The sequence below is a fragment of the Nocardiopsis sp. LDBS0036 genome, assembly GCF_041228755.1.
Classification (GTDB): domain Bacteria; phylum Actinomycetota; class Actinomycetes; order Streptosporangiales; family Streptosporangiaceae; genus Nocardiopsis; species Nocardiopsis dassonvillei.
Genome location: NZ_CP141103.1, coordinates 5845478 through 5865563, shown reverse-complemented (window position 1 = coordinate 5865563; position 20086 = coordinate 5845478). Strand labels below are relative to the sequence as shown.

The 20086-nt window shown below is 74.3% G+C and carries 16 protein-coding genes; 5 read left to right on the top strand and 11 right to left on the bottom strand.

Going from position 1 to position 20086, the window contains the following annotated elements; translation table 11 throughout:
• Positions 1-365 precede the first annotated feature (365 nt).
• Entirely contained in the window at positions 366-1049 is a 684-nt protein-coding gene (locus UIS43_RS24960; RefSeq protein ID WP_013151695.1) for a class I SAM-dependent methyltransferase, read from the top strand.
• 174 nt (positions 1050-1223) lie between these two features.
• Here the strand turns inward: UIS43_RS24960 and dapB are convergent, their stop codons facing one another.
• From dapB to UIS43_RS24905, 11 genes are all read right to left on the bottom strand, one after another.
• Positions 1224-1967 carry a 4-hydroxy-tetrahydrodipicolinate reductase gene (gene dapB, locus UIS43_RS24955; protein ID WP_013151694.1) on the bottom strand — a complete coding sequence of 248 codons (744 nt, stop codon included), beginning with the start codon at positions 1965-1967 and terminating at the stop codon, positions 1224-1226.
• 144 nt (positions 1968-2111) lie between these two features.
• Entirely contained in the window at positions 2112-3086 is a 975-nt protein-coding gene (gene egtD / locus UIS43_RS24950) for an L-histidine N(alpha)-methyltransferase (protein WP_013151693.1), read from the bottom strand.
• A gap of 65 nt (positions 3087-3151) precedes the next feature.
• A complete protein-coding gene (egtC, locus tag UIS43_RS24945) occupies positions 3152-3895 on the bottom strand; it encodes an ergothioneine biosynthesis protein EgtC (RefSeq protein ID WP_013151692.1) in 744 nt (247 codons plus the stop codon).
• Entirely contained in the window at positions 3895-5235 is a 1341-nt protein-coding gene (gene egtB, locus UIS43_RS24940; protein ID WP_071621548.1) for an ergothioneine biosynthesis protein EgtB, read from the bottom strand. The genes egtC and egtB overlap by 1 nt, the downstream gene beginning before the upstream one ends.
• On the bottom strand, positions 5232-6518 hold the full coding sequence (egtA, locus tag UIS43_RS24935) for an ergothioneine biosynthesis glutamate--cysteine ligase EgtA (protein WP_013151690.1): 1287 nt from the start codon (positions 6516-6518) through the stop codon (positions 5232-5234). Before egtA ends, egtB begins: the two co-directional genes overlap by 4 nt.
• Before the next feature lie 213 nt (positions 6519-6731).
• Complete coding sequence (locus UIS43_RS24930; protein WP_013151689.1) at positions 6732-7640, bottom strand: arylamine N-acetyltransferase; 909 nt, start codon at positions 7638-7640, stop codon at positions 6732-6734.
• Positions 7641-7785: 145 nt separating this feature from the next.
• Positions 7786-8865: an ABC transporter ATP-binding protein gene (locus UIS43_RS24925; RefSeq protein ID WP_071621545.1), complete on the bottom strand. Its 1080-nt coding sequence runs from the start codon at positions 8863-8865 to the stop codon at positions 7786-7788.
• Positions 8866-8899: 34 nt separating this feature from the next.
• Positions 8900-9922, bottom strand: a complete 1023-nt coding sequence (locus tag UIS43_RS24920; protein ID WP_013151687.1) for an ABC transporter ATP-binding protein — start codon at positions 9920-9922, stop codon at positions 8900-8902.
• Positions 9919-10923 carry an ABC transporter permease gene (locus UIS43_RS24915; protein ID WP_358455297.1) on the bottom strand — a complete coding sequence of 335 codons (1005 nt, stop codon included), beginning with the start codon at positions 10921-10923 and terminating at the stop codon, positions 9919-9921. The genes UIS43_RS24920 and UIS43_RS24915 overlap by 4 nt, the downstream gene beginning before the upstream one ends.
• Entirely contained in the window at positions 10920-11990 is a 1071-nt protein-coding gene (locus UIS43_RS24910; RefSeq protein ID WP_117198372.1) for an ABC transporter permease, read from the bottom strand. The genes UIS43_RS24915 and UIS43_RS24910 overlap by 4 nt, the downstream gene beginning before the upstream one ends.
• Positions 11987-13882 carry an ABC transporter substrate-binding protein gene (locus UIS43_RS24905; RefSeq protein WP_358455300.1) on the bottom strand — a complete coding sequence of 632 codons (1896 nt, stop codon included), beginning with the start codon at positions 13880-13882 and terminating at the stop codon, positions 11987-11989. Before UIS43_RS24905 ends, UIS43_RS24910 begins: the two co-directional genes overlap by 4 nt.
• 413 nt (positions 13883-14295) lie before the next feature.
• Between UIS43_RS24905 and UIS43_RS24900 the strand changes: the two genes are divergently transcribed.
• The 4 genes from UIS43_RS24900 to UIS43_RS24885 all read left to right on the top strand — a co-directional run bounded on the left by UIS43_RS24900 (position 14296) and on the right by UIS43_RS24885 (position 20067).
• Positions 14296-15009, top strand: coding sequence for a metal-dependent hydrolase (locus tag UIS43_RS24900; RefSeq protein WP_013151683.1), 714 nt, complete (start codon positions 14296-14298; stop codon positions 15007-15009).
• Between the two features lie 151 nt (positions 15010-15160).
• A complete protein-coding gene (locus UIS43_RS24895) occupies positions 15161-15820 on the top strand; it encodes an O-methyltransferase (RefSeq protein ID WP_013151682.1) in 660 nt (219 codons plus the stop codon).
• Between the two features lie 102 nt (positions 15821-15922).
• Entirely contained in the window at positions 15923-17080 is a 1158-nt protein-coding gene (locus UIS43_RS24890; RefSeq protein WP_370011908.1) for an exonuclease SbcCD subunit D, read from the top strand.
• The gene (locus UIS43_RS24885; RefSeq protein WP_071621543.1) at positions 17080-20067 is read left to right on the top strand and encodes an AAA family ATPase; all 2988 of its coding nucleotides are present in this window, start codon (positions 17080-17082) and stop codon (positions 20065-20067) included. The genes UIS43_RS24890 and UIS43_RS24885 overlap by 1 nt, the downstream gene beginning before the upstream one ends.
• The last annotated feature ends 19 nt before the right edge of the window (positions 20068-20086 follow it).

The following is a 20086-nucleotide window of genomic DNA, read 5'->3' as shown; positions in this document are numbered from 1 at the left end:
TGGCCGCCGGGGGGACCCACGGGTCCCAGCCTTCCGGGGCATGGCGGCCCCCGCACGACCGCGGTGGCGCTCGTCGCCGCCGCGCTGACGCTGATCGCGACCGCCTGCTCCGGAGGCGGCCCGGCCGGGGCTCCCCGGAGGCCCGGGGCCTCCCTCGGCCGCAGGACCGACCCGCCGGAGGGGGTCCCCCGCCGGCCGGCCTGGACCCGGAGATCCCCGTGGAGGTCCTGGACCCGCCGGTGGCGGACGGGCGCCGAGACGACACGCCGGGCGCCGGGAGGCGGCGGGCCCCGGTCCGGCGGGAACGGGTTAGGATGCGCGCACCCCAGACACGCGCGTACGACACGGCAGGGAGAGACGACACCGTGCCCAGCGAGAACACCGCCCCCGACCCCCTCGACCACGTTCCGGATCCGGAGGAGTGGGCGCGGCGCTCGGCCCTCCAGGCCGCGGCGTTCGACGCGATCGGCGAGCGCTACGACGAGGCCTTCCCCCGCAAGGAGGGCCAGGAGGACCGGGTGCGCCGGCTGCTGGACCTGCTGCCGCCCGGCGCGCACGTGCTCGACCTGGGCTCGGGTACGGGTGTGCCCACCGCCCGGCAGCTGGTGGCGGCGGGGGCGCGGGTGACCGGCTACGAGATCTCCGGGCGGATGGTCGAGATCGCCCGTCGCAACGTGCCGGAGGCGACGTTCGTCCGGGCCGACATCCTCGACCTGGACCCCGCGGAGTCCTCCTACGACGCCATCGTGGCGTTCTTCTCCCTGCTGTGCCTGCCCAAGGCCCGCATCCCCGAGGCGCTGAGCCGCGTGCGCGCCTCGCTGGTCCCGGGCGGCCTGCTGTGCCTGTCCATGGTGGAGGCCGACCTGGACGACGCCCCGATCCCCTTCCTGGGCACGGACGTCCGGGTGTCGGGCTACCCGAACGGGGAGCTGCGCCGGGTGGTGGAGGAGGCCGGGCTGATCGTGGAGGACGAGCGGGTGGTCTCCTACGAGCCCGAGGGCGCCCGGCCCGAGGTCCAGGTGTTCCTCACCTGCCGTCGCGGCGCGTGAGACGGGACGGGGGCCGCGCGCTGCGCGCGGCCCCCGTGCGGCGTCCGGAGAGCGCCCTCGTCGGCGTGGTCTCGAACCCGTGGCGGGGTTCGGGCCCGGCACCGGCCACAGGTGCGGGACCAACGCGGGTCGGGGCCGCGCCTCCCGCCGTCGGCGACGGTTCGGGCCGGACCGCTAGTCCAGGTCGAGGAGCGCGTCCAGGCCCACGGTGAGGGGGTCGGCGAGGCCGTCCACCCCGCGCACGCCCAGCAGCACGCCCGGCATGAACGAGGCGCGGTTCATCGAGTCGTGCCGGATCTTGAGGGTCTCCCCGTCGGTGCCGAACACGACCTCCTGGTGGGCGATGAGCCCGGCGATGCGCAGCGCGTGCACCCGCACGCCCTCCACGTCGGCGCCCCGGGCGCCGGGGATCTCGGAGGTGGTGGCGTCGGGCATCGGCGCGGTCCCGGCCGCGCGGCGGGCCTCGGCGACCAGCTCGGCCGTCCGGTAGGCGGTGCCGCTGGGGGCGTCGGCCTTGTTCGGGTGGTGCAGCTCGATGATCTCGGTCGAGTCGAAGTACGGCGCGGCCTTGCGCGCGAAGTGCATCATCAGGACGGCGGCGATGCCGAAGTTGGGGGCGATGAGCACCTTGGCCCCCGGCTTCGCCTCCTGCATCCGGCGCACGCGCTCCAGCCTGGCCTCGTCGAACCCGCTGGTGCCGACGACGGCGTGGATCCCGTGGCCGATGAGCCACTCCAGGTTGTCCATCACCGCGTCGGGGTGGGTGAAGTCGACGACGCAGTCGGCCCCCAGCACCGCCTCCCTGTCGCTGGCGGCGTCCACCCCCGCGACGAGTTCCATGTCGTCGGCGCCCCGCACCGCTCGGACGACCTCTGACCCCATGCGCCCGTCGGCGCCGAAAACTCCTACCTTGAACACGGCACGAGCGTACCGGAGCCGGGGAGGCGGGTCGTCGCGGCCCGGCCCGCGACGTGGGCGGACGTGCCCGACCGGGCCGCCTCTCCGGCGGGCGCGGCCGGGCAGCGCCACCGGACACCCGTGGCAGGACCTGCCCCTTCGGTGTCAGCGGACGTCGGCCAGGGTGAGCGCGAAGTCCCCCGCGGGATCGGTCCACCAGTGGGTGGGGGCGAACCCCGCCCCCTCCAGCTCCGCGGTCAGCCCCTCCCTGCGGAACTTGGCGGAGACCTCGGTGCGCGTCTCCTCCCCGGGGGCGAACTCGACCTCCAGGTCCAGGTCGGCGATCCGCACGCGCTGGGCGGCCCGGGAGCGCAGCCGCATCTCGATCCACTCGCGCTCGGCGTTCCAGCGCGCCACGTGGTCGAAGGCGTCCGGGTCGAAGTCGGCGCCGAGCCGGTGGTTGATGACGGCGAGGACGTTGCGGTTGAAGGCCGCGGTGACCCCCCGGGCGTCGTCGTAGGCGGCGACCAGGCGGGCGGGGTCCTTGACCAGGTCCGCGCCCAGCAGCAGCGAGTCCCCGGGGCGCAGGACGCCGCGGACGTCGCGCAGGAAGGCCGCGCGCGGCCCCGGCTCCTGGTTGCCGATGGTGGAGCCCAGGACGGCCAGCAACTGGCGCCCGCCCTCCCCGCCGACCGGCAGCAGCCCGAGGTGCTCCTCGAAGTCGCCGACCACGGCGTGCACGTCCAGGCCGGGGTAGTCGTCGGCCACGCGGCGGGCGGAGGAGTCGAGGAAGTCACCGCTGACGTCGACGGGCACGAAGCGGGTCAGGCGGCCCTGGCGGCGCATCGCGTCCAGGAGCAGGCGGGTCTTGACCCCCGATCCGGAGCCGAGCTCGATGAGCGCCTCGGCGCCCGCCGCGGCGGCGATCTCGTCGGCCCGCAGCTCCAGGATCGCGCGTTCGGCGCGTGTGGGGTAGTACTCGGGCAGGGCGGTGATCTCCTCGAACAGGGAGCTGCCGCGTTCGTCGTAGAACCACTTGGGCGGGAGCCGCTTGGGCCGCGCGGTCAGACCCTCGGCGACGTCGGTGCGCAACGCCTTGTCGAGGTCGTCGGCGGTCAGGTTTCGGTCAATCCGGAACATGGTGCCTCCTGTGTCCCCGAAGATGTACCCGGGACAGGTGGTGTCGGAAAGCTGGGCGGAGCCGGTCAGTCGATCGGGCGGACCTCGGTGCGCTCCCCCGTGGCCGCGACCACCGAGTCCTGGGGGACCTCGCGCCATCCGGGGGCGTCGTCGAAGGGCTCGGAGGCCAGGAAGACCCCGCCGTCCGGCTCGCGCAGGGTGAACAGGGTGTCCCCGGCCGCGGTGGCGGCGAGGGTATGGCCGTCGCTGGCCAGCAGGTTGTAGCGGCCCCCGGAGTGCTTGCGGGCCTCGCGGACCACAGTGGCCAGGGTTTCGGACAGGTTCTGGGAGTCGCGCCACAGTCGCACGGTGTGTGCGAACAGCGGCGCGGAGTCCAGGGGGGCGCGGGCGTCCAGTACGCCGCGTGGCGGGGGCGCGGCGAACGCGGCGGTGAGCGCCTCGTCGTCCTCCACCGCGCCGTTGTGGCTGAACAGCAGCCGGTCGGCGCGGAAGGGCTGGGCGCCCGACTCCTCCGAGCCGAACCCGACGGTGGCGTCGCGCACGGCGGCCACCACGCACCCGGAGGCGATGGCGCGGGCGGCGTCGGCGAAGGAGGCGTCACCCCAGACGGGCATGGCGCGGCGGTAGCGCAGCGGTTCGGCGGGGCCGTCCTCCGGGGGGTACCAGCCGACGCCGAACCCGTCGGCGTTGACGGTGCCGTACCGCTGCATGCGCGGCGCCCAGGACTGGACGTGCAGTGAGTGGGGCGCCGCGTACAGCAGGTCGTGCAGCGTGCGCGGCGGCCCCAGGTAGGCGAGGTGCCGGCACATCAGGCGGGTTCCGCGTCGCGCGCGCAGCGGAAACCGCTGAAGATCTGCCGGCGGATCGGGTGGTCCCAGTTGCGGAACGTGGCGCGGGCCGCGGTGGGGTGGGTGGCCCAGGAGCCGCCCCGCAGCACCTTGTACCCGTCGTCGAAGAACACCTCCGAGTAGTCCTCGTACGGGAAGGCGCGGAACCCCGGGTAGCCGGTGAAGGTGGTGGAGGTCCACTCCCACACGTCGCCGACCAGCTGCTGGACGCCCAGCGGCGAGGCGCCGTCGGGGTGGCGCCCGGCGGGTGAGGGGCCCAGCCTGCGCTGGCCCAGGTTGGCGTGGCCGGGTCCGGGATCGGTGTCTCCCCACGGGTAGCGCCGGGACCGGCCGCTGACCGGGTCGAAGCGCGCGGCCTTCTCCCACTCGGGCTCGCTCGGCAGGCGCTTGCCCGCCCAGGCGGCGTAGGCCCGGGCCTCGTGGAAGCACACGTGCTGCACGGGCTCGTCGGGGGGCACCATCTCCTGGCGGCCGAACCGGCGGCGCGACCACCCGGTCCCCTCCCGGGTCCAGAAGGCAGGGGAGACCGCTCCCCGCTTCTCCTTCCACTCCCAGCCGTCGCGGGTCCACCAGCGGCGGGTCTGGTAGCCGCCGTCGTCCATGAACTCCTGGTAGGCGGCGTTGGTCACGAGGGCGGTGTCGATCCAGTAGGGGCCCAGGTCGACGGTGCGCGCGGGGCGCTCGTTGTCGTAGGCCCAGGGGTCGTCGTCGGTGCCCATGGTGAACGGCCCCTCGGGCACGAACACCTCGTCCCGGACCGGCGGGCGCAGCGCGGTGACGGGCGCGGCCTCCTCCAGCAGGACGGGCTCGCCCTTGCGGAGCTGGTGGGTGGCGAGCATGGTCTCGCCGTGCTGGTGCTCGTGCTGGATGACCATGTGGAAGACGAACCCGGCGTCCAGCAGGGAGCGTTCGCCGTCCGGGCCGGTCTCCACCCGGGTGAGGTCGGCGGACTCCAGCGCGTCGAGCACCTCCCTGCGCACGCGCGCGTTGTAGTCGCGGGCCTCCTCGGGCCGCAGCAGCGGGAGGCTGACCCGTTCGGCGCGCGGGTTCTCGAAGGCGTCGTAGAGGGTGTCGATGTCGGGGCGCAGCGCCTCACGGCCCCCCGCGGCGCGCAGCAGCCACTGCTCCTCGTAGTTGCCCACGTGCGCCAGGTCCCAGACCAGCGGCGACATCAGGGGCGAGTGCTGGGCGAGCAGCTCCCCCTCGTCGAGGGCGTGGAGGGTCAGCCCGTTGCTGCGGTCCCTCGCCCGGTCGAGTTCGGCGGCGATGCGCTCCTTGGCGCGCTCCTGTTCGTGGTTCACCGTGCTCCTTCCACGTGTCCGGGGCCCGCGGCCGCGGACCGTACGCGCTCCCCCCGCGCCGGGCGCGGTACGGGCACGGTCGGCCGGGTGTCGGCGGGGCTGAGCCCGCGCCGCGTGTGGTGGTCGGCGTAGTCGTCGACCAACGCGGCCAGGGAGGCGGCGCCCATGCGGGGCAGCGCCTCGATGGCGGCGTCGAAGCAGGCGCGGGCGCACCGGGCGACGTCGGGGTCGGCCATGCCCAGGCGCGCCGAGCGCAGCCACAGGTGGCGGTCGGGGGAGCGCCCCCCGCACAGCTCCTCGGTGGCCTCCTCGGCCGCGGCGCGGGCGCGGGGGTCGTCGACCAGGGCGGCGGCGAGCGCCACCGGGACCGGCCACCAGCGCACGGGCAGCGCGTCGATCATCCGCAGTTCCCACCAGCCGCGCGGGCGCACGGGCGGGAAGAGAGTGCTGAGGTGGAACTCCAGGTCGGCCCGGGTGGCCGGGCGCGGACCCTGCCCGTCGAGCCACTGGGAGAAGGTCACGCCCGGGTCGGGGGTCCAGGGGCCCTCGCCTCCGGGGACGGCCATGACCCTGGCGGCCAGCGCGTACTCGGCCCACGCCGTGGCGGGGTCGGCGGGGCTGCCCGCGTCCAGGACGGGCCGGGTGCGGGTGGCGTCGGTGGCCGCCCAGATCGCCCAGCGGGTGGACTTCCACCCGGTGGGGCGGCCCCGCCAGACGGCGGAGTTGGCGAAGGCGGCGACGAGCACCGGACCGAGCCGGTGGACGAGTTCCCAGCGGTCGCGGACGTCGGCGGCGTCCTCCCCCGTGTCCAGGCACACCTGGAGCGAGGCGGTGCTGCACATCATGGTGTAGCCGCTGGGCTGGCGGTGGTGGGCGAAGAAGCGCTCCATGGCCGTGTAGCGGGCTTCACGGAGCTGGCGCCGGGGCGGGCGGGCGGGGTCGAGGGCCGTCTCGACCAGGTGGAGCCCGGCCTCGGCGAGGGCCTTGCCGACGTGGTCCAGGTCGGCGGAGAGCGCCGCGTGCGCCCGGGCCGGTCCCGGAAGGGCGGGCGAGCTGAGTTCGAGCTGTCCGCCGGGTTCGAAGGTGACGCCGCTTCCCGAGGGCGGCGGGCCGCAGGACTCCACCAGGGCCGCGAGGCGGTCGACGGGAACGGGTGCGGTCGGGTCCGCGGAGTCGGCGACCAGCCATTCGGTCTCGGCTCCGACCTTGCCGGGAGGGCCGGTCTTGAAGCAGACGCCGTTGATGTACTCGTGGACGTCTTCCGTGGTCATGTGGTGGGCCATGGGCTGTCCCCTCGCGAACGGCCGCCTCCGCCGGGCGGCGCCCCGAGGATCCTGCCCATCCGGCCGTCATGCCGAACGTGCGTGTTGTCCACGACTCTCCGCTGGTGTCGGGACACTCCCGATACGGGTGGGGAGGCCGGGCGGCGGGACGCCAGGTGGTACCGGCCGTCGCGGCGGGTGGGCGCACTCCCACCCACCGCTGTGTGATGCCTCTCACATGCCGGTGAACTCCCGGAGGCGCTTCTCGACGACGGCCCGTTCGTCCTGGTCAAGGCCGATGCCGAACACCTCCTGCAACACCTGTCCCACCTCTTCCACGGGCACCTCGCGTTCCGTGCGGGTGCCGTCGGGCGCGGCGGTGGTCAGGGTGGTGTCCATCAGCATGTGATGGGCACCCGGTCCGATGCGCTGGACCACCAGCCTGCCCCGGAACGGGGAGCGCGGGTGGGTGACCAGGTGGTGGCTGAAGACGGCGTAGTCCTGGCGCACCATCGCGGTGGCGGAGAAGGAGTACAGCGGATTCCACCCGCGACCGTCGAAGGAGCGCAGCAGCCACTCGTCCTCGCCCACCTCGGACACGCGGTCCAGGCGCAGGCCCCACCCGCCCTGGACCTCCTGGTGCCCGTCGGCGAAGGGGACCGGTTCCAGCAGGCCGCTGCCGAAGCCGACGTCGGCCAGCCACGGCCCCTCCTCCAGGTCCACCCGCAGCAGGGCGTGCGTGGCCGGGCGCGGGGCGCCCGTGCCGCCGGAGAGCACGCGGGCGGCGAAGCCGGTGACGGAGAAGCCGAGCCGGTCCAGCGCGGCCGCCAGCAGCAGGTTCTGCTCGTAGCAGTAGCCGCCCCTGGCCCGGAGGACCATCTTGTCCACCAGCGCGGGCACGTCCAGCAGGATGGGGCGCTCCAGGACGATCTGGAGGTTCTCGAAGGGGATGGCGGCCAGGTGCGCGCGGTGCACGGCGCGCAGGGTGTCCAGCGTGGGCGGCAGGTCGCCGGACAGGCCCAGGCGGGCCAGGTAGGCGTCCAGGTCCAGTTCCCGTCCCTGCCAGAAGTCGCGGTCGGTGGTGAGGAGGGAGGGCCGGGGCGCGGGGGCCAGGCTGTCGGAAACGAGGGTTTCGTGCGTCATGTCGATCCCGAACCGACCCCATAAAAGCCCTATTCCGGACGAATCACTCTCCTCTCCTGTCCGGAAACGGTCACGGAAAGCGGGAATGGAAGGGAATGACGTGGAGACGTTCGTGGTCAGCGCGCCGGAGGGACCTCGCGCCGCCTCAGCCGGAGGCCGGTTCCCCCTCGCGCACGCGTCCGGCGGCGTCGGCCGCCGCCCAGTGGCAGGCCACCCGCCGTTCGGCGCCGCCCCCCAGGATCGCCGGGTCCACGGTGCGGCAGCGGTCGGCCACCCCTGCGCGTTCGGCCTCACCGGAGGCCAGCACCGGGCAGCGCGGGTGGAAGCGGCAGCCCCGGGGCACCCGTTTGGGGTCCGGCGGCTCGCCGGAGAGCACCACCGGTTCCCCGTCCGCCTCGGGCAGCACCGACAGCAGCGCCCGGGTGTAGGGGTGGGCGGGAGCGGACAGGACCTCCTCCACGGTGCCCAACTCCACCACGCGCCCCAGGTACATCACCGCGACCCGGTCGGCGATGTTCCAGGCCAGGCCCAGGTCGTGCGTGGCCACCAGGGCCGACAGCCCCAGGTCGGCGCGCAGGTCCAGGAGCAGCCGCAGGATCTCGCCGCGCACCGACGCGTCCAGGGAGGCCACCGGCTCGTCGGCCACCAGCACCTCGGGGTCCAGGATGAGCGCACCGGCGATCACCACGCGCTGGCGCTGGCCGCCCGACAGCTCGTGCGGGTAGCGGGGGAAGAACCGGTCCGGCGGGCGCAGGCCCGCCTTGGACAGCGCCGCGCCGACCCGCTCGGCCTCGTCGGACACGGTGCCCTCGTGGATGCGCAGTCCCTCGGCCACGGACTCGTAGACGGTGCGGCGCGGGTTGAGCGACCCGGTGGGGTCCTGCTGCACCAGTTGCACCCGGCGGCGGTAGCGGCGCATGTCGCGGGAGCCGTAGCGCAGCGGATCGCCCTCGAAGGCCACGTCACCGCCCGTGGGCCGCTCCAGGCCCAGCAGGACGCGGGCCAGGGTGGTCTTGCCGCAGCCGGACTCCCCCACCAGCGCCACGATCTCGCCCGCGGAGACGTCGAGGTTGACGCCGTCCACGGCGCGGGCGGTGCCCCGGCCGCCGCCGGGGGCGAACCCGGCCGCGAAGGCGACCTCCACCCCCCGGGCGCTCAGGACGGGGACCGACTCCTCCCCGCGGGTCGGCGGTGTCTCGTGGGGGTCGGTCTCGGTGGTGCTCACGGGCGCGTCTCCTCGGTGGGTGCGGCGGTCGCGGTCACGGACGGCCCCCGTCGTCCCCGGTGGCGGTCAGCGGCCGGGCGGGGCCCACGTGCACGCACGCCGCCTGCCTGGTGGACGCGCCCTCGGTGTCGGGGTCCACCGGCCACAGGGGCGGGTCGACCGTGGAGCACACGGTCTCGGCCACCGCGCAGCGCGGTCGGAACACGCAGCCCGAGGGCGGGTCCGCCGGGTCGGGCGGGTCGCCGGGCAGGCCCCGGGGCGCCAGGCGCGAGGCCGGGTCGCCGATGCGGGGGAAGGCGGCGCTGAGCGCGCCGGCGTAGGGGTGCGCGGGTTCGTGCACGACCTCCCGCGCCGGTCCCTGCTCCACGACCCGGCCCGCGTACATGACCGCGACCCGGTCGCAGGTCGAGGCCAGGACCGACAGGTCGTGGCTGATCATCAGCATGCCGATGCCGTGCTCGGCGACGAGCCGCCGCAGCAGGGCCAGGATCTGGGCCTGGATCATCACGTCCAGGGCGGTGGTGGCCTCGTCGGCGATGACCAGGCGCGGCTCGCAGGCCAGCGCCATCGCGATCATGGCCCGCTGGCGCTGCCCGCCGGACAGCTGGTGGGGGTAGTCGCGGGCGCGGGAGGCGGGCAGGCCGACCTGTTCGAGCAGTGCGCCGACGCGTGCGGGCGCCTCCGCCGCGGGGACCGTGCCGTGCACGCTCATCGGCTCGGCGATCTGCTGTCCGATCCGCCGGACCGGGTTGAGCGAGTGCATGGCGCCCTGGAAGACGATGGAGGCGCCCGCCCAGCGGACCGCGCGCAGGCGGCCCCAGCGCATGTCCAGGACGTTCTCGCCCTCCAGCAGGACCTCGCCGGAGATGCGCGCGGTCTCGGGCAGCAGGCGCAGCAGGGCCAGGGCCACGGTGGACTTGCCGCTGCCCGACTCCCCCGCCAGGCCCAGGGTGTCACCGGGGTCCAGGGACAGGTCCACGCCGCGCACGGCGGGGATGTCGCCGCCGCCCGTGCGGTAGGTGACGCGCAGGTCGCGGACGTCGAGGAGGGAGGTCAACGCTGCTCCCGGAGTCGCGGGTTGATGACGGATTCGAGGGCCCGGCCGCACAGTGTGAAGGACAGCGCGACCACGGCGATCGCCAGGCCGGGCGGAACCATGTACCACCAGATCCCGGAGCTGATCGCGCCCGCGTTGCGGGCCGCGTCCAGGATGCCTCCCCAGGAGATCGTCGTGGGGTCTCCCACGCCCAGGAAGGCCAGCGTGGACTCGGCGATGATCGAGGTGGCCACGAGCAGGGTGGTCTGGGCGAGCACGACCGGCATGACGTTGGGCAGGACGTGCCAGAGCATGACGTGGCCGTGGCCGCCGCCCAGGGCGCGGGCCCGCTCCACGTAGGGGCGCGCCTCCACCGCGAGGGTCTGGGCGCGCACCAGGCGCGCCGTGGCGGGCCAGACGGTCAGGCCGATGGCGATGATGATGGTTCCGGTGCCGCGCGGCAGCACGGCGGCCAGCGCGACGGCCAGGACGAGCGTGGGCAGGACCAGGAACCAGTCGGTGACGCGCATGAGCGCGGAGGACACGAACCGCCCCGCGGGGCCGCCGGAGGCGCCGAAGTGCCCGGCGGTGACCCCGACCAGGGTGCCCAGGACCACGGAGACGGCCGTGGCCAGGAAGCCCACCGTGAGCGAGACCCGTGAGCCCCAGACGACCAGGTCCAGGATGGAGCGGCCGAAGTTGTCGGTGCCGAGCGGGAACCGCGCGCTGGGCTCCTCGTAGGCGGTGCCCGGCGCGCCGGTGACGGTGAGGTCGGCCTGGTCGACGAAGAGCGGCGCGGTCAGGGCCAGGGCGCCGATGGCCAGCAGCGCGGTCAGGCCGACCAGCCCGGCCCGGTTGCGGGCGTACTCGCGGGCGAAGCGGCGCAGGGCCTCCTGACGGCGTCTGCGGGCCAGGACGCGGGGCGAGGGCGGTGCGGTCGCCGTGGCGGCGCCCTCCGACCGGGCGGAGGGGCCGTTCTCCCCGTCGCTCGGGCTGCCGGGCGTCCCGGCGGGGGCGTTCACGGGCGCACCCGGGGGTCGAGCAGCGGGTACACCAGGTCGGCGAGCAGGTTCATGAGGATCACCGAGGCCGCGAACACCACGAACAGGCCCTGGACGAGGCCGAGGTCGGGTACGCGCAGGCCGGAGTAGAAGAGCTGTCCGAGGCCGGGCCAGGAGAACACGGTCTCCACGAGGATCACCCCGGACACGACCTGTCCGAGGTTGAGGAACAGGAGCGTCACCGTGGGCAGCAGGGCGTTGGGCACGGCGTGCCTGCGCCGCACCAAGGCGTCGCGCAGGCCCTTGGCGCGCGCGGTGGTGAGGTAGTCGGCGCCCTTCTCGTCCATGAGCGAGGAGCGCATGATCATCAGGTACTGGGCGTAGATGACCGCGACCATGGTGGTGACGGGCAGCACCATGTGCCAGGCGGTGTTCAGCACGGTCTCCAGGCCCCCGCCGGTGCGGGGGTCGACCATGCCGCCGGTCGGGAACATGCCGGGCACGAACCCGCGCCCCGAGGCCAGGAAGACGATGAGCAGCAGGCCGAGCCAGAACGTGGGCACCGACCAGAAGAACAGGGCGACGGCGGTGTTGGCCCGGTCCGAGCGGCTGCCCGGCCTCCAGCCCGCCCGGGCGCCCAGGAACAGGCCCAGCAGCGCGGCGATGACCGTGCCGGTCCCGGCGAGCAGGATGGTCGGGCCGAGCCGGTCCAGGATGAGTTCGGCGACGGGTTCGTGGTACTGGAAGGACTCACCCAGGTCGAGGCGCAGCAGGCCGAGCGCGTAGTCGAGGAACTGCTGCCACAGCGGCTGGTCGAGCCCGAACTGGCGGCGCAGCTCCTCGCGCTGCTCGGCGGTGACCTCGCGGCCCTCGGTCATGGCGCGCACGGGGTCGCCGGGCAGGATCCGGAAGAGGAAGAACCCGGCGACGACCACGGCGGCCAGGGAGACCACCGCGGTCGTCAGGCGTCCGGCCACGTAGCGCGCGGCGCGCCGGGCGCGGCCCGGTCCGGCGGGTTCGGCCGGGGAGGGGGCGGTGATCGCCTCCTCCCCGGGCGGGCCTCCCGCGGCGGTGGGAGTAGTGGTCACTCGCGGTCCTCCATGGTGGAACGTCGGCGCAGCAGCAGGAAGCCCCCGACCGCGGCGAGGACGAGCACGACGGCCCCGACGCCGATCCAGACCCCGGCGGAGGGACCGGAGGCCGCGCCCGCGGTCCGCTCGGCGGCGGGTTCGGCCGACCACCAGGCCCAGTAGCCGTCCTGTCCCCAGATGTTGCCGCCCTCGGCGGGCTCGTACTGGATGGAGGCGATGTGGTCGGTGCGGTAGGCCTCCATGATGTTGGGGTAGGCCAGCACGTTCACGACGGCCTCGCGGTAGAGGACCTCCTGGAGCTGGTGGATGATCTCCGCGCGGGCCTGGCGGTCGTACTCGGCGAGCTGGGCCTCGTAGAGCTCGTCGTACTCCTCGTCGCAGAAGTAGGCGTCGCCCTGCATGGTGCCCGGCTCGGTGGGCAGGGCGCCGCAGGTGTGGATGCTCAGCACGTAGTCGGGGTCGGGGTTGACCGTCCAGCCGGTGAAGATGAGGTCGTACTCGCCCGCGAAGAGGGCGTCGCTGAGCACGCCGGGGTCGACGGTGAGGTTCTCCACCTCGATGCCGATGTCGGCCAGGCGCTCGACGATGACCAACCCGGTGTTGACGTTGTCGGGCCGGTCCTGGTGGACGTGCATCCGCAGTTCGAGGCGGTCGCCCTCGGGTGAGACGCGCACGCCGTCCTCACCCCGCTCGTACCCGGCCTCGTCGAGCATGGCGTTGGCCGCCTCGGGGTCGAAGTCGAGGACGGCCTCCTCGCCCTCGGGCGCCCAGTGGAAGTCCTCGTAGCGGGGCGGGATGTAGCCGCCCGCGGCCACGGCCTCGCCGCCGTGCGCCTTGTCGACGATCTCCTGGTTGTCGATGGCCATGACGATGGCCTGGCGCAGGGTGCGGTCGGCGAGGGCGGGGTGCCCGTCGCCGAACTCCTCCCCGTCCTGGGTGACCGCGCCGGGGTTGATGGTGAAGGCCTGGAAGCGCTTGCCGTCGGCGATGTTGACCCGGACGTCCTGCGCCGACTCCAGCGCTGCGGCCTGCGCCTGGGTGAGTTCGTAGACCAGGGAGACCTCACCGCTGCGCAGCGCCTCCACCGCGGCGTCCTTCTCGGAGTAGTAGCGCAGGACGACCCGCTCGAAGGCGGGTGCGCCGCGCCAGTGGTCGGGGTTGGCCTCCAGGGTGATGGAGCGGCCCCGGTCGTGGCCGGTGAGGACGAAGGGGCCGCTGCCGACGGTCGGGAAGTCCTCGTTGCCGTAGTCGGCGAAGGCGTCGCCCTCGCGCTCCAGGATCGGCTCCCAGACGTGCCTGGGGACGATCGGGACGTTGAGGGAGGTCATGGTGGCCTGCGGCTCGTCGAGTTCGATGACCACGGTGTGGTCGTCCTCGGCGGTGACCGTGTCGAAGCCGGAGACGTAGTTGCCGTTGGCGACGGCCGCGGCCTCGTTCTCCATCATGGTGGTGAAGGTCCAGACCACGTCGTCGGCGGTCAGGGGCTCGTCGTCGGAGAACCGGACGCCCTCGCGCAGGTGGAAGGTCCAGGTGAGGCCGTCGTCGCTGGACTCCCAGGACTCGGCGAGGGAGGGGGCGGGCTGGTTCGTCTGGGGGTCGACCGTGACGAGGGAGTCGTAGACGTGGCGCAGGACGTTGGTGGTGATCGCGAGCTGCGCGGTGAAGGGGTTGAAGGAGTCCACCTGCTGGGAGGTGGCGATGCTGAGGGTCTGGCCGTCGGAGGTGTCCGCGGCGGCGGGGGCCGCGGCGGTGCCCGCCAGGAGGAGCAGCGCGGCGGCCGTGGCGGCGGTACGGCGCGGGGCCCGGCGCGGGAACGCGCCGGTGGAAGGGGCGTGGGGAGGGACGGTGCGGCGCACGGGGGAACCGGGGGGAGGGTGGTGGGCGTTCATGTGCGGCCCCTCCTGTCAGAGGATCGTGGGTCGGTGGCACGCCACCTGGGGGTTGGTGGTTGTTTACCAACGGACGACGACGAGCGTCAATGACCTTCGTGGAGCGCCGTGACATCGGTTTGGATTCGGTCCGAAAAATGTCGCCGTAAAAGCGTCCGGAAACCGTCACCGGAAATGTCCGGGACACGCGGGAAAAGGGCGGCCGGAGTGCGCGACCGGCACGGAGGAGGCGCGGAGGGGCGCACCGCGGGCCCGCGTTCCCACGGAGAGGGGTCGCGGTCACACGCTGGGTGGCGAAGGGGTACCGCCGGGAGGGCGGCGGGGGCGTCGGCCGTGTGCTCTGGGTGACCGGTGCGCCGTTGGCGGACACCCCGCGTTGGCAGTAAATGCCGTACTCCGCTACGGTTCCCGCCATGATGGGGCACTCGCACGCACTGAGCGGCGTGGTCGGCTGGATGGCGGTCGTTCCGCTGGTCCAGGGCAGGGAATTCCTCGGACTCAGCTTCCACCTGGGTCCCGGTGAGATCATCGCCGGTTCCCTGGTCTGCGCCGGTGCGGCCCTGCTGCCCGATCTGGACCACAAGAGCGCCACGGTGACCAAGACCTACGGCAAGGTCACCGAGGTGCTGAGCGGCATGCTGGGCTTCCTGTTCGGCGGGCACCGGATGGGAACGCACTCGTTCTTCTTCGCGGTGCTCATGGGCGTGCTGGTACAGCTGTTGGCGCTGTGGTCCGAGCTGGCCGTCCAGGTCTTCGTGTTCCTGCTGATCGGCATCGCCCTCCAGGGCCTGGGCTTCGGCCTGGACAAGAACAAGGTCGCGTCGGGGGTCATCAACGCGATGGCCACGGCGGGCATCACGCTGGCGCTGTTCACCGCCGGGGTGAACTACAGCTGGCTGGGCCTGGCGGTGGCCTTCGGCGTGGTCCTGCACTTCTTCGGCGACATGATCACCAAGATGGGCGTGCCCATCTTCTGGCCCTTCTTCAAGAAGCGCTTCGGGCAGGGGAAGGGCTTCGTCACCGACGGCCCGGTCGAGCAGAAGTTCGTCACCCCGCTGCTGACCATCGGCGTCATCGTAGGGACCATCTACCTGTTCGACTGGCCCGCGCTACTGCCCGAGTACTGACCGGGGCCGGGGCGGTGACGTTCCCGCGCTGCTGCCCCGGGGGCCGTGCCAGGCCCCACGACGCATCCCGCTGCCGCCGGGTCCGCTCCCGTACCCCCCGCGACGGCCCGGCACCTGTCGGCCGGGCCCCGGCTGGCCTAGGCTGTCGGGCGTGACACGATCCACAGAGGGCCTCAGCCCCGAACTGCACGCCTACGTCGTCGAGCACAGCGAGCCCGTGGACGAGGTCCTGGCGGACCTGGCCGAGGAGACCGCGCGGCTGTTCCCGGACCACCGGGGCATGCAGATCGGCCCCGAGCAGGGCGCCTTCACCACGATGCTCACGCGGATCTGCGGCGCGCGGGAGGTGGTGGAGATCGGGACCTTCACCGGCTACTCGTCGATCTGCTTCGCGCGCGGCCTCCCCGAGGGCGGCCGCCTCCTGGCCCTGGACGTCAGCGAGGAGTGGACCTCCGTGGCCCGGCGGTACTGGGAGCGCGCCGGGGTCGCGGACAGGATCACCCTGAGGCTGGGCCCGGCCCTGGAGTCGCTGCGGGAGCTTGCCGAGGAGCCGCGCTTCGACCTGGCCTTCGTGGACGCCGACAAGGAGGGCTACGTCGGCTACTGGGAGGAGCTGGTCCCCCGCGTCCGGTCGGGCGGCCTGATCCTGGCCGACAACACCCTCTCCCACGGGCGGGTCGTGGACCGCGAGAACACGTCGGCGGCCGTACGGGGGATCCGCGACTTCAACGACCGGCTGGTCGCCGACGAGCGCGTCACGCAGGTGCTGCTGCCCATCGGCGACGGCCTCACCCTCGCCCGCAAGCACTGACGCCCCGGGTTCCGAGGCACCGACGCGCCGCGGAGGGCGCCGGCCCCTGACGTCGTCCACAGGACGGCTCTCGTCCCGCACGCCAAGGGTCGGGCTTCGGTAATGTCCAGTGCCATGCGCCTGCTGCACACCTCGGACTGGCACCTGGGCCGCTCCTTCCACCGGGAGAACCTCATCGACGCCCAGGCGGCCTTCCTGGACCACCTCGTCGACACCATCCGCGAACACCGGGTCGACGTGGTGGTCGTGGCCGGTGACCTCTACGACCGCGCCCTGCCGTCGGTGGACGCGGTCCGGCTCTTCGACCGCGCCCTGGGCCGGATCCGCGAGACCGGGGCCCGGGCCGTCCTCATCAGCGGCAACCACGACTCCATGGCGCGGATGTCCTTCGCCACCGGCCTCATCGACGCCTCCGGCGTCCACCTGCGCAGCTCCCTGGACGGCGTCGGCACGCCCGTGGTCATCGAGGACGAACACGGACCCGTGGCCTTCTACGGCATCCCCTACCTGGAACCGGAGATCGCGCGCCACCACTGGGACCTGCCCGAGCGGGGGCACGCGGCGGCGCTCGGGCACGCCATGGACCTGGTGCGCGCCGACCTCGCCGAGCGGCCCGGCACCCGGTCGGTGGTCCTGTCGCACGCGTTCGTGACCGGCGGCGAGCCCTCCGACAGCGAACGCGACATCTCGGTGGGCGGTGCCTCGCACGTGCCGGTCCCGGTCTACGACGGGGTCGACTACGTGGCCCTGGGCCACCTGCACGGGCGGCAGACCATCACCCCGTCCGTGCGCTACTCGGGCAGCCCGCTGGCCTACTCCTTCTCCGAGGAGCACCACGTCAAGGGCTACTGGCTGGTGGACCTGGACGCCGACGGCCTCGCGGGCGCCGAGTTCGCCGCGGCGCCCGTCCCCCGCCCCCTGGCCCGTATCCGCGGCCGGATCGAGGACCTGCTCACCCGTCCCGAGTGGGAGTCCCGCACCGGCCACTGGCTCCAGATCACCCTGACCGACCCGCGCCGCCCCGCCCACCCCATGGACCGGCTGCGCGAACGCTTCCCCCACGTCCTGGTCCTGGACTTCGCCCCCGAGGGCGGTGCCCCCGACACCCGTCCGATCGCCGCCTCCGTCGCCGACCGCAGCGAGCGCCAGGTGGTCGGCGACTTCGTGGAGTGGGCCCGCGGCACCCCCGCCACCCCCGAGGAGGAGGCCCTCGTGAACACCGCCGTCGAGCAGGTCCGGCTCCAGGAGGGGACGAGCTGATGCGGCTGCACACCCTCACCGTCCAGGCGTTCGGCCCGTTCGCGGGCACCGAGGAGGTGGACTTCGACCGCCTCAGCGCGGGCGGCCTCTTCCTCATCCACGGCCCCACCGGCGCGGGCAAGACCACCGTGCTGGACGCGGTGTGCTTCGCCCTGTACGGCAACGTGCCGGGCGCCCGGGGCAAGGACCGCTCCCCCAAGAGCGACCACGCCCCGCTGGACGCCGAGCCCAGGGTGGTCCTGGAGTTCACGGTCCAGGGGCGCCGCATCTGGATCGAGCGCAAGCCGCGCTGGGACCGCCCCAAGAAGCGGGGCACCGGCACGGTGTCGCAGAACACCAAGGTCGTCGTCAAGGAGTTCACCGGCGGCAGGTGGGAGGGCGTCACCACCCGCCCCGACGAGGCGGGGCAGTTCGTCGGCGACCTGCTGGGCCTGACCCTCGCGCAGTTCTGCCAGACCGTCATGCTCCCCCAGGGCGACTTCGCGCGGTTCCTGCGCGCCAAGTCCGAGGAGCGCCGCGAGTCCCTGGAGCGCATCTTCAACACCCGGCTGTTCCGGGACGTGGAGACGTGGCTGGGAGCGCACGCCAAACGGCTCGAACACGAGGTCCGGACGGCCAACGCCCAGGTGCGCGCGGTCGCGGACCGCATCGCCGAGGTCGGCGGGTCCCGGGCCCCCGAACCGCCCGAGGAGCTGTCGGCCTGGGCCGCGGAGCTGGCCTGCGTCACCGCCGCGACCGCACGCGACGCCGGGCGGGTGGCCGGGGAGTTCACCGGGGCCCGTGAGGAGGCCCAGCGCGCCCTGTCCGAGGGGCGTGAGCTGCGCGCGCTCCAGGAGCGGCTGGCCGCCGCCCGCGGGCGCCGCGCCCAGCTGGCCGAGCACACCGCGTGGCGGGCCGCGCTCGACGCCCAGCTCGACGACGCCGGGCGCGCCGAGTCGGTGCTGCCCTTCCTGCGCGCCCGCGACAACCGCCGCACCGAGCTGGACAAGGCGGAACTCGCCGTCGCCGACCACCTGGCGCTGGTGGGCGGGCTGCCCGGCTTCTCCGCGCGGTCCGACGGGGCGGTGCCGCGCGAGGAGCTGGGTGCCGCCGAGCGGGAGCGCCGGGACGAACTGGCCCGTCTGGACGCGCTGCGCGCGGACGCCGAGCGCCGCCGGTCCCTGGGCCGCTCCGTCACCGCGCTCACGGGGCGCCTGGACGAGATCGCCGCGCAGCTGGATCGCCAGCGCGCGCTGGCCGCCTCCCTGCCCGCCCGGGTGGAGGCGCTCACCGCCGAGCTGCGGCGCCTCCACGACCAGGCCGGACAGGAGGGGGCCGCCGAGACCGCCCTGGCCGCCGCCCGCAGGCGCCTCGACGCCGCCGCCGAGTACGAGCGCCTGGGCCGGGAGCTCTCGGAGGCGCAGGAGCGTCACAGGGAGGCCGTGGACGGGGCCCAGGCCGCCCGCGACCGCGCCCTCGACCTGCGCGAGCGCCGGATCACCCACATGGCCGCCGAACTGGCGTCCGGCCTGGTCGACGGGGAGCCGTGCGCGGTGTGCGGGTCGGTGGCGCACCCCTCCCCCGCCCGGCCCTCCGGCGAGGGCCTGGTCTCCGCCGAGGAGGAGCGGCGGGCCCAGGCGGCCGCCGACGCCGCGGCCTCGCGCCGCGCGGAGGCCGAGAGCGCCGCGGTGGCCCTGCGGGAGCGGCGCACCGCCGCGCGGGAGCGCGCCGAGGACGCCACCGCCGACGCCGCCCGTCAGGAGGTGGAGGCGCACACCGCGGCGCTGGCGGAGGCCCGGGCCGCCGCCGGTGAGGCCCGGCGGGTGGAGGAGGAGCTGGAGCGCACCACCGGCGACCTGGAGCGCGCCCGCACCCGCGAGGGCGAGCTGGTCCGGCAGGAGGCCCAGGTCGGGGCCGACCGGGACAACGCCGTCCGCGAGCACGGGAGGCTGACCGCGCTGCTGGACCGGGCGCGCGGGGACGACGCCGGGCTGGACGAGCGGATCGCCAGGCTGGGCGGCGAGGCCGACCTGCTGCGCGCCGCGGCCGAGGCGGCCGTCAACCGCGACCGCGCGGCCGACGAACTGCGCGCCGCCGTCGCCGAGGCCGAGCGGCAGCGGGCCGAGGCCCGCTTCGCCGACGAGGCCGGGGTGTGGGAGGCCGCGCTGGACGAGGAGCGGCGCCGCGCGCTGCGCGAACGCGCCCGCTCCTTCGACGACGCCCTGGCCGCCGTCGAGGCGTCGCTGGCCGATCCGGAGCTGACCGCGGCCGGGGAGCTGCCCGTCCCCGACCTGGAGGAGCTGGCCCGCGCCGCGCGGACCGCGTCGGAGGCCGCCGACCGCGCGGTGGCCTGGCGGAGCATGCTGGAGGAGCGGGCGCGTCGGCTCGCCTCCCTGCGCGGGGAGCTGGACCTGCGGCTGAGGGACTGCGAACCGGCGCTGCGCCGCTACGCGGTGGCCGAGGGGCTGCGCGGCCTGACCGCCGGGACCTCCTCCGACAACGCCGACAACGTGCGTCTGTCGGCGTACGTTCTGGCGGCCCGCCTGGAGCAGGTGGTGGCCGCCGCCAACGACCGCCTGGTGACGATGTCGGACGGCCGGTACGAGCTGCGGTACACGGTGGACAAGGCCGCCGGGGACGGGCGCGCGCGTTCGGCCGGCGGCCTGGGCATGCGGGTGGTGGACGCCTGGACGGGTGTGGAGCGCGACCCGGCCACGCTCTCGGGCGGGGAGACGTTCTTCAGCTCGCTGGCGCTGGCCCTGGGGCTGGGCGACGTGGCCAGTGCCGAGGCGGGCGGCGCCGACATCGACACGCTGTTCGTGGACGAGGGGTTCGGCACGCTGGACGAGGACACCCTGGAGGAGGTGCTGGACGTCCTGGACCGGCTGCGGGACGGCGGCCGGGCGGTGGGTGTGGTGAGCCACGTCGCCGACCTGCGGCAGAGGGTGTCCACCCGGCTGAAGGTGGTCAAGACGGCGGCGGGCTCGCGGGTGGAGCACACCGGCTGAGCGCGCACGTCCACCCCGG

Coding starts and splice junctions, on each gene's coding strand:
- egtD (WP_013151693.1), bottom strand. CDS start 3,086: ATGTTCCGGATTGACCGAAACCTGACCGCCGACGACCTCGACAAGGCG.
- egtC (WP_013151692.1), bottom strand. CDS start 3,895: ATGTGCCGGCACCTCGCCTACCTGGGGCCGCCGCGCACGCTGCACGAC.
- egtA (WP_013151690.1), bottom strand. CDS start 6,518: ATGGCCCACCACATGACCACGGAAGACGTCCACGAGTACATCAACGGC.
- UIS43_RS24930 (WP_013151689.1), bottom strand. CDS start 7,640: ATGACGCACGAAACCCTCGTTTCCGACAGCCTGGCCCCCGCGCCCCGG.
- UIS43_RS24905 (WP_358455300.1), bottom strand. CDS start 13,882: ATGAACGCCCACCACCCTCCCCCCGGTTCCCCCGTGCGCCGCACCGTC.
- UIS43_RS24900 (WP_013151683.1), top strand. CDS start 14,296: ATGATGGGGCACTCGCACGCACTGAGCGGCGTGGTCGGCTGGATGGCG.
- UIS43_RS24890 (WP_370011908.1), top strand. CDS start 15,923: ATGTCCAGTGCCATGCGCCTGCTGCACACCTCGGACTGGCACCTGGGC.
- UIS43_RS24885 (WP_071621543.1), top strand. CDS start 17,080: ATGCGGCTGCACACCCTCACCGTCCAGGCGTTCGGCCCGTTCGCGGGC.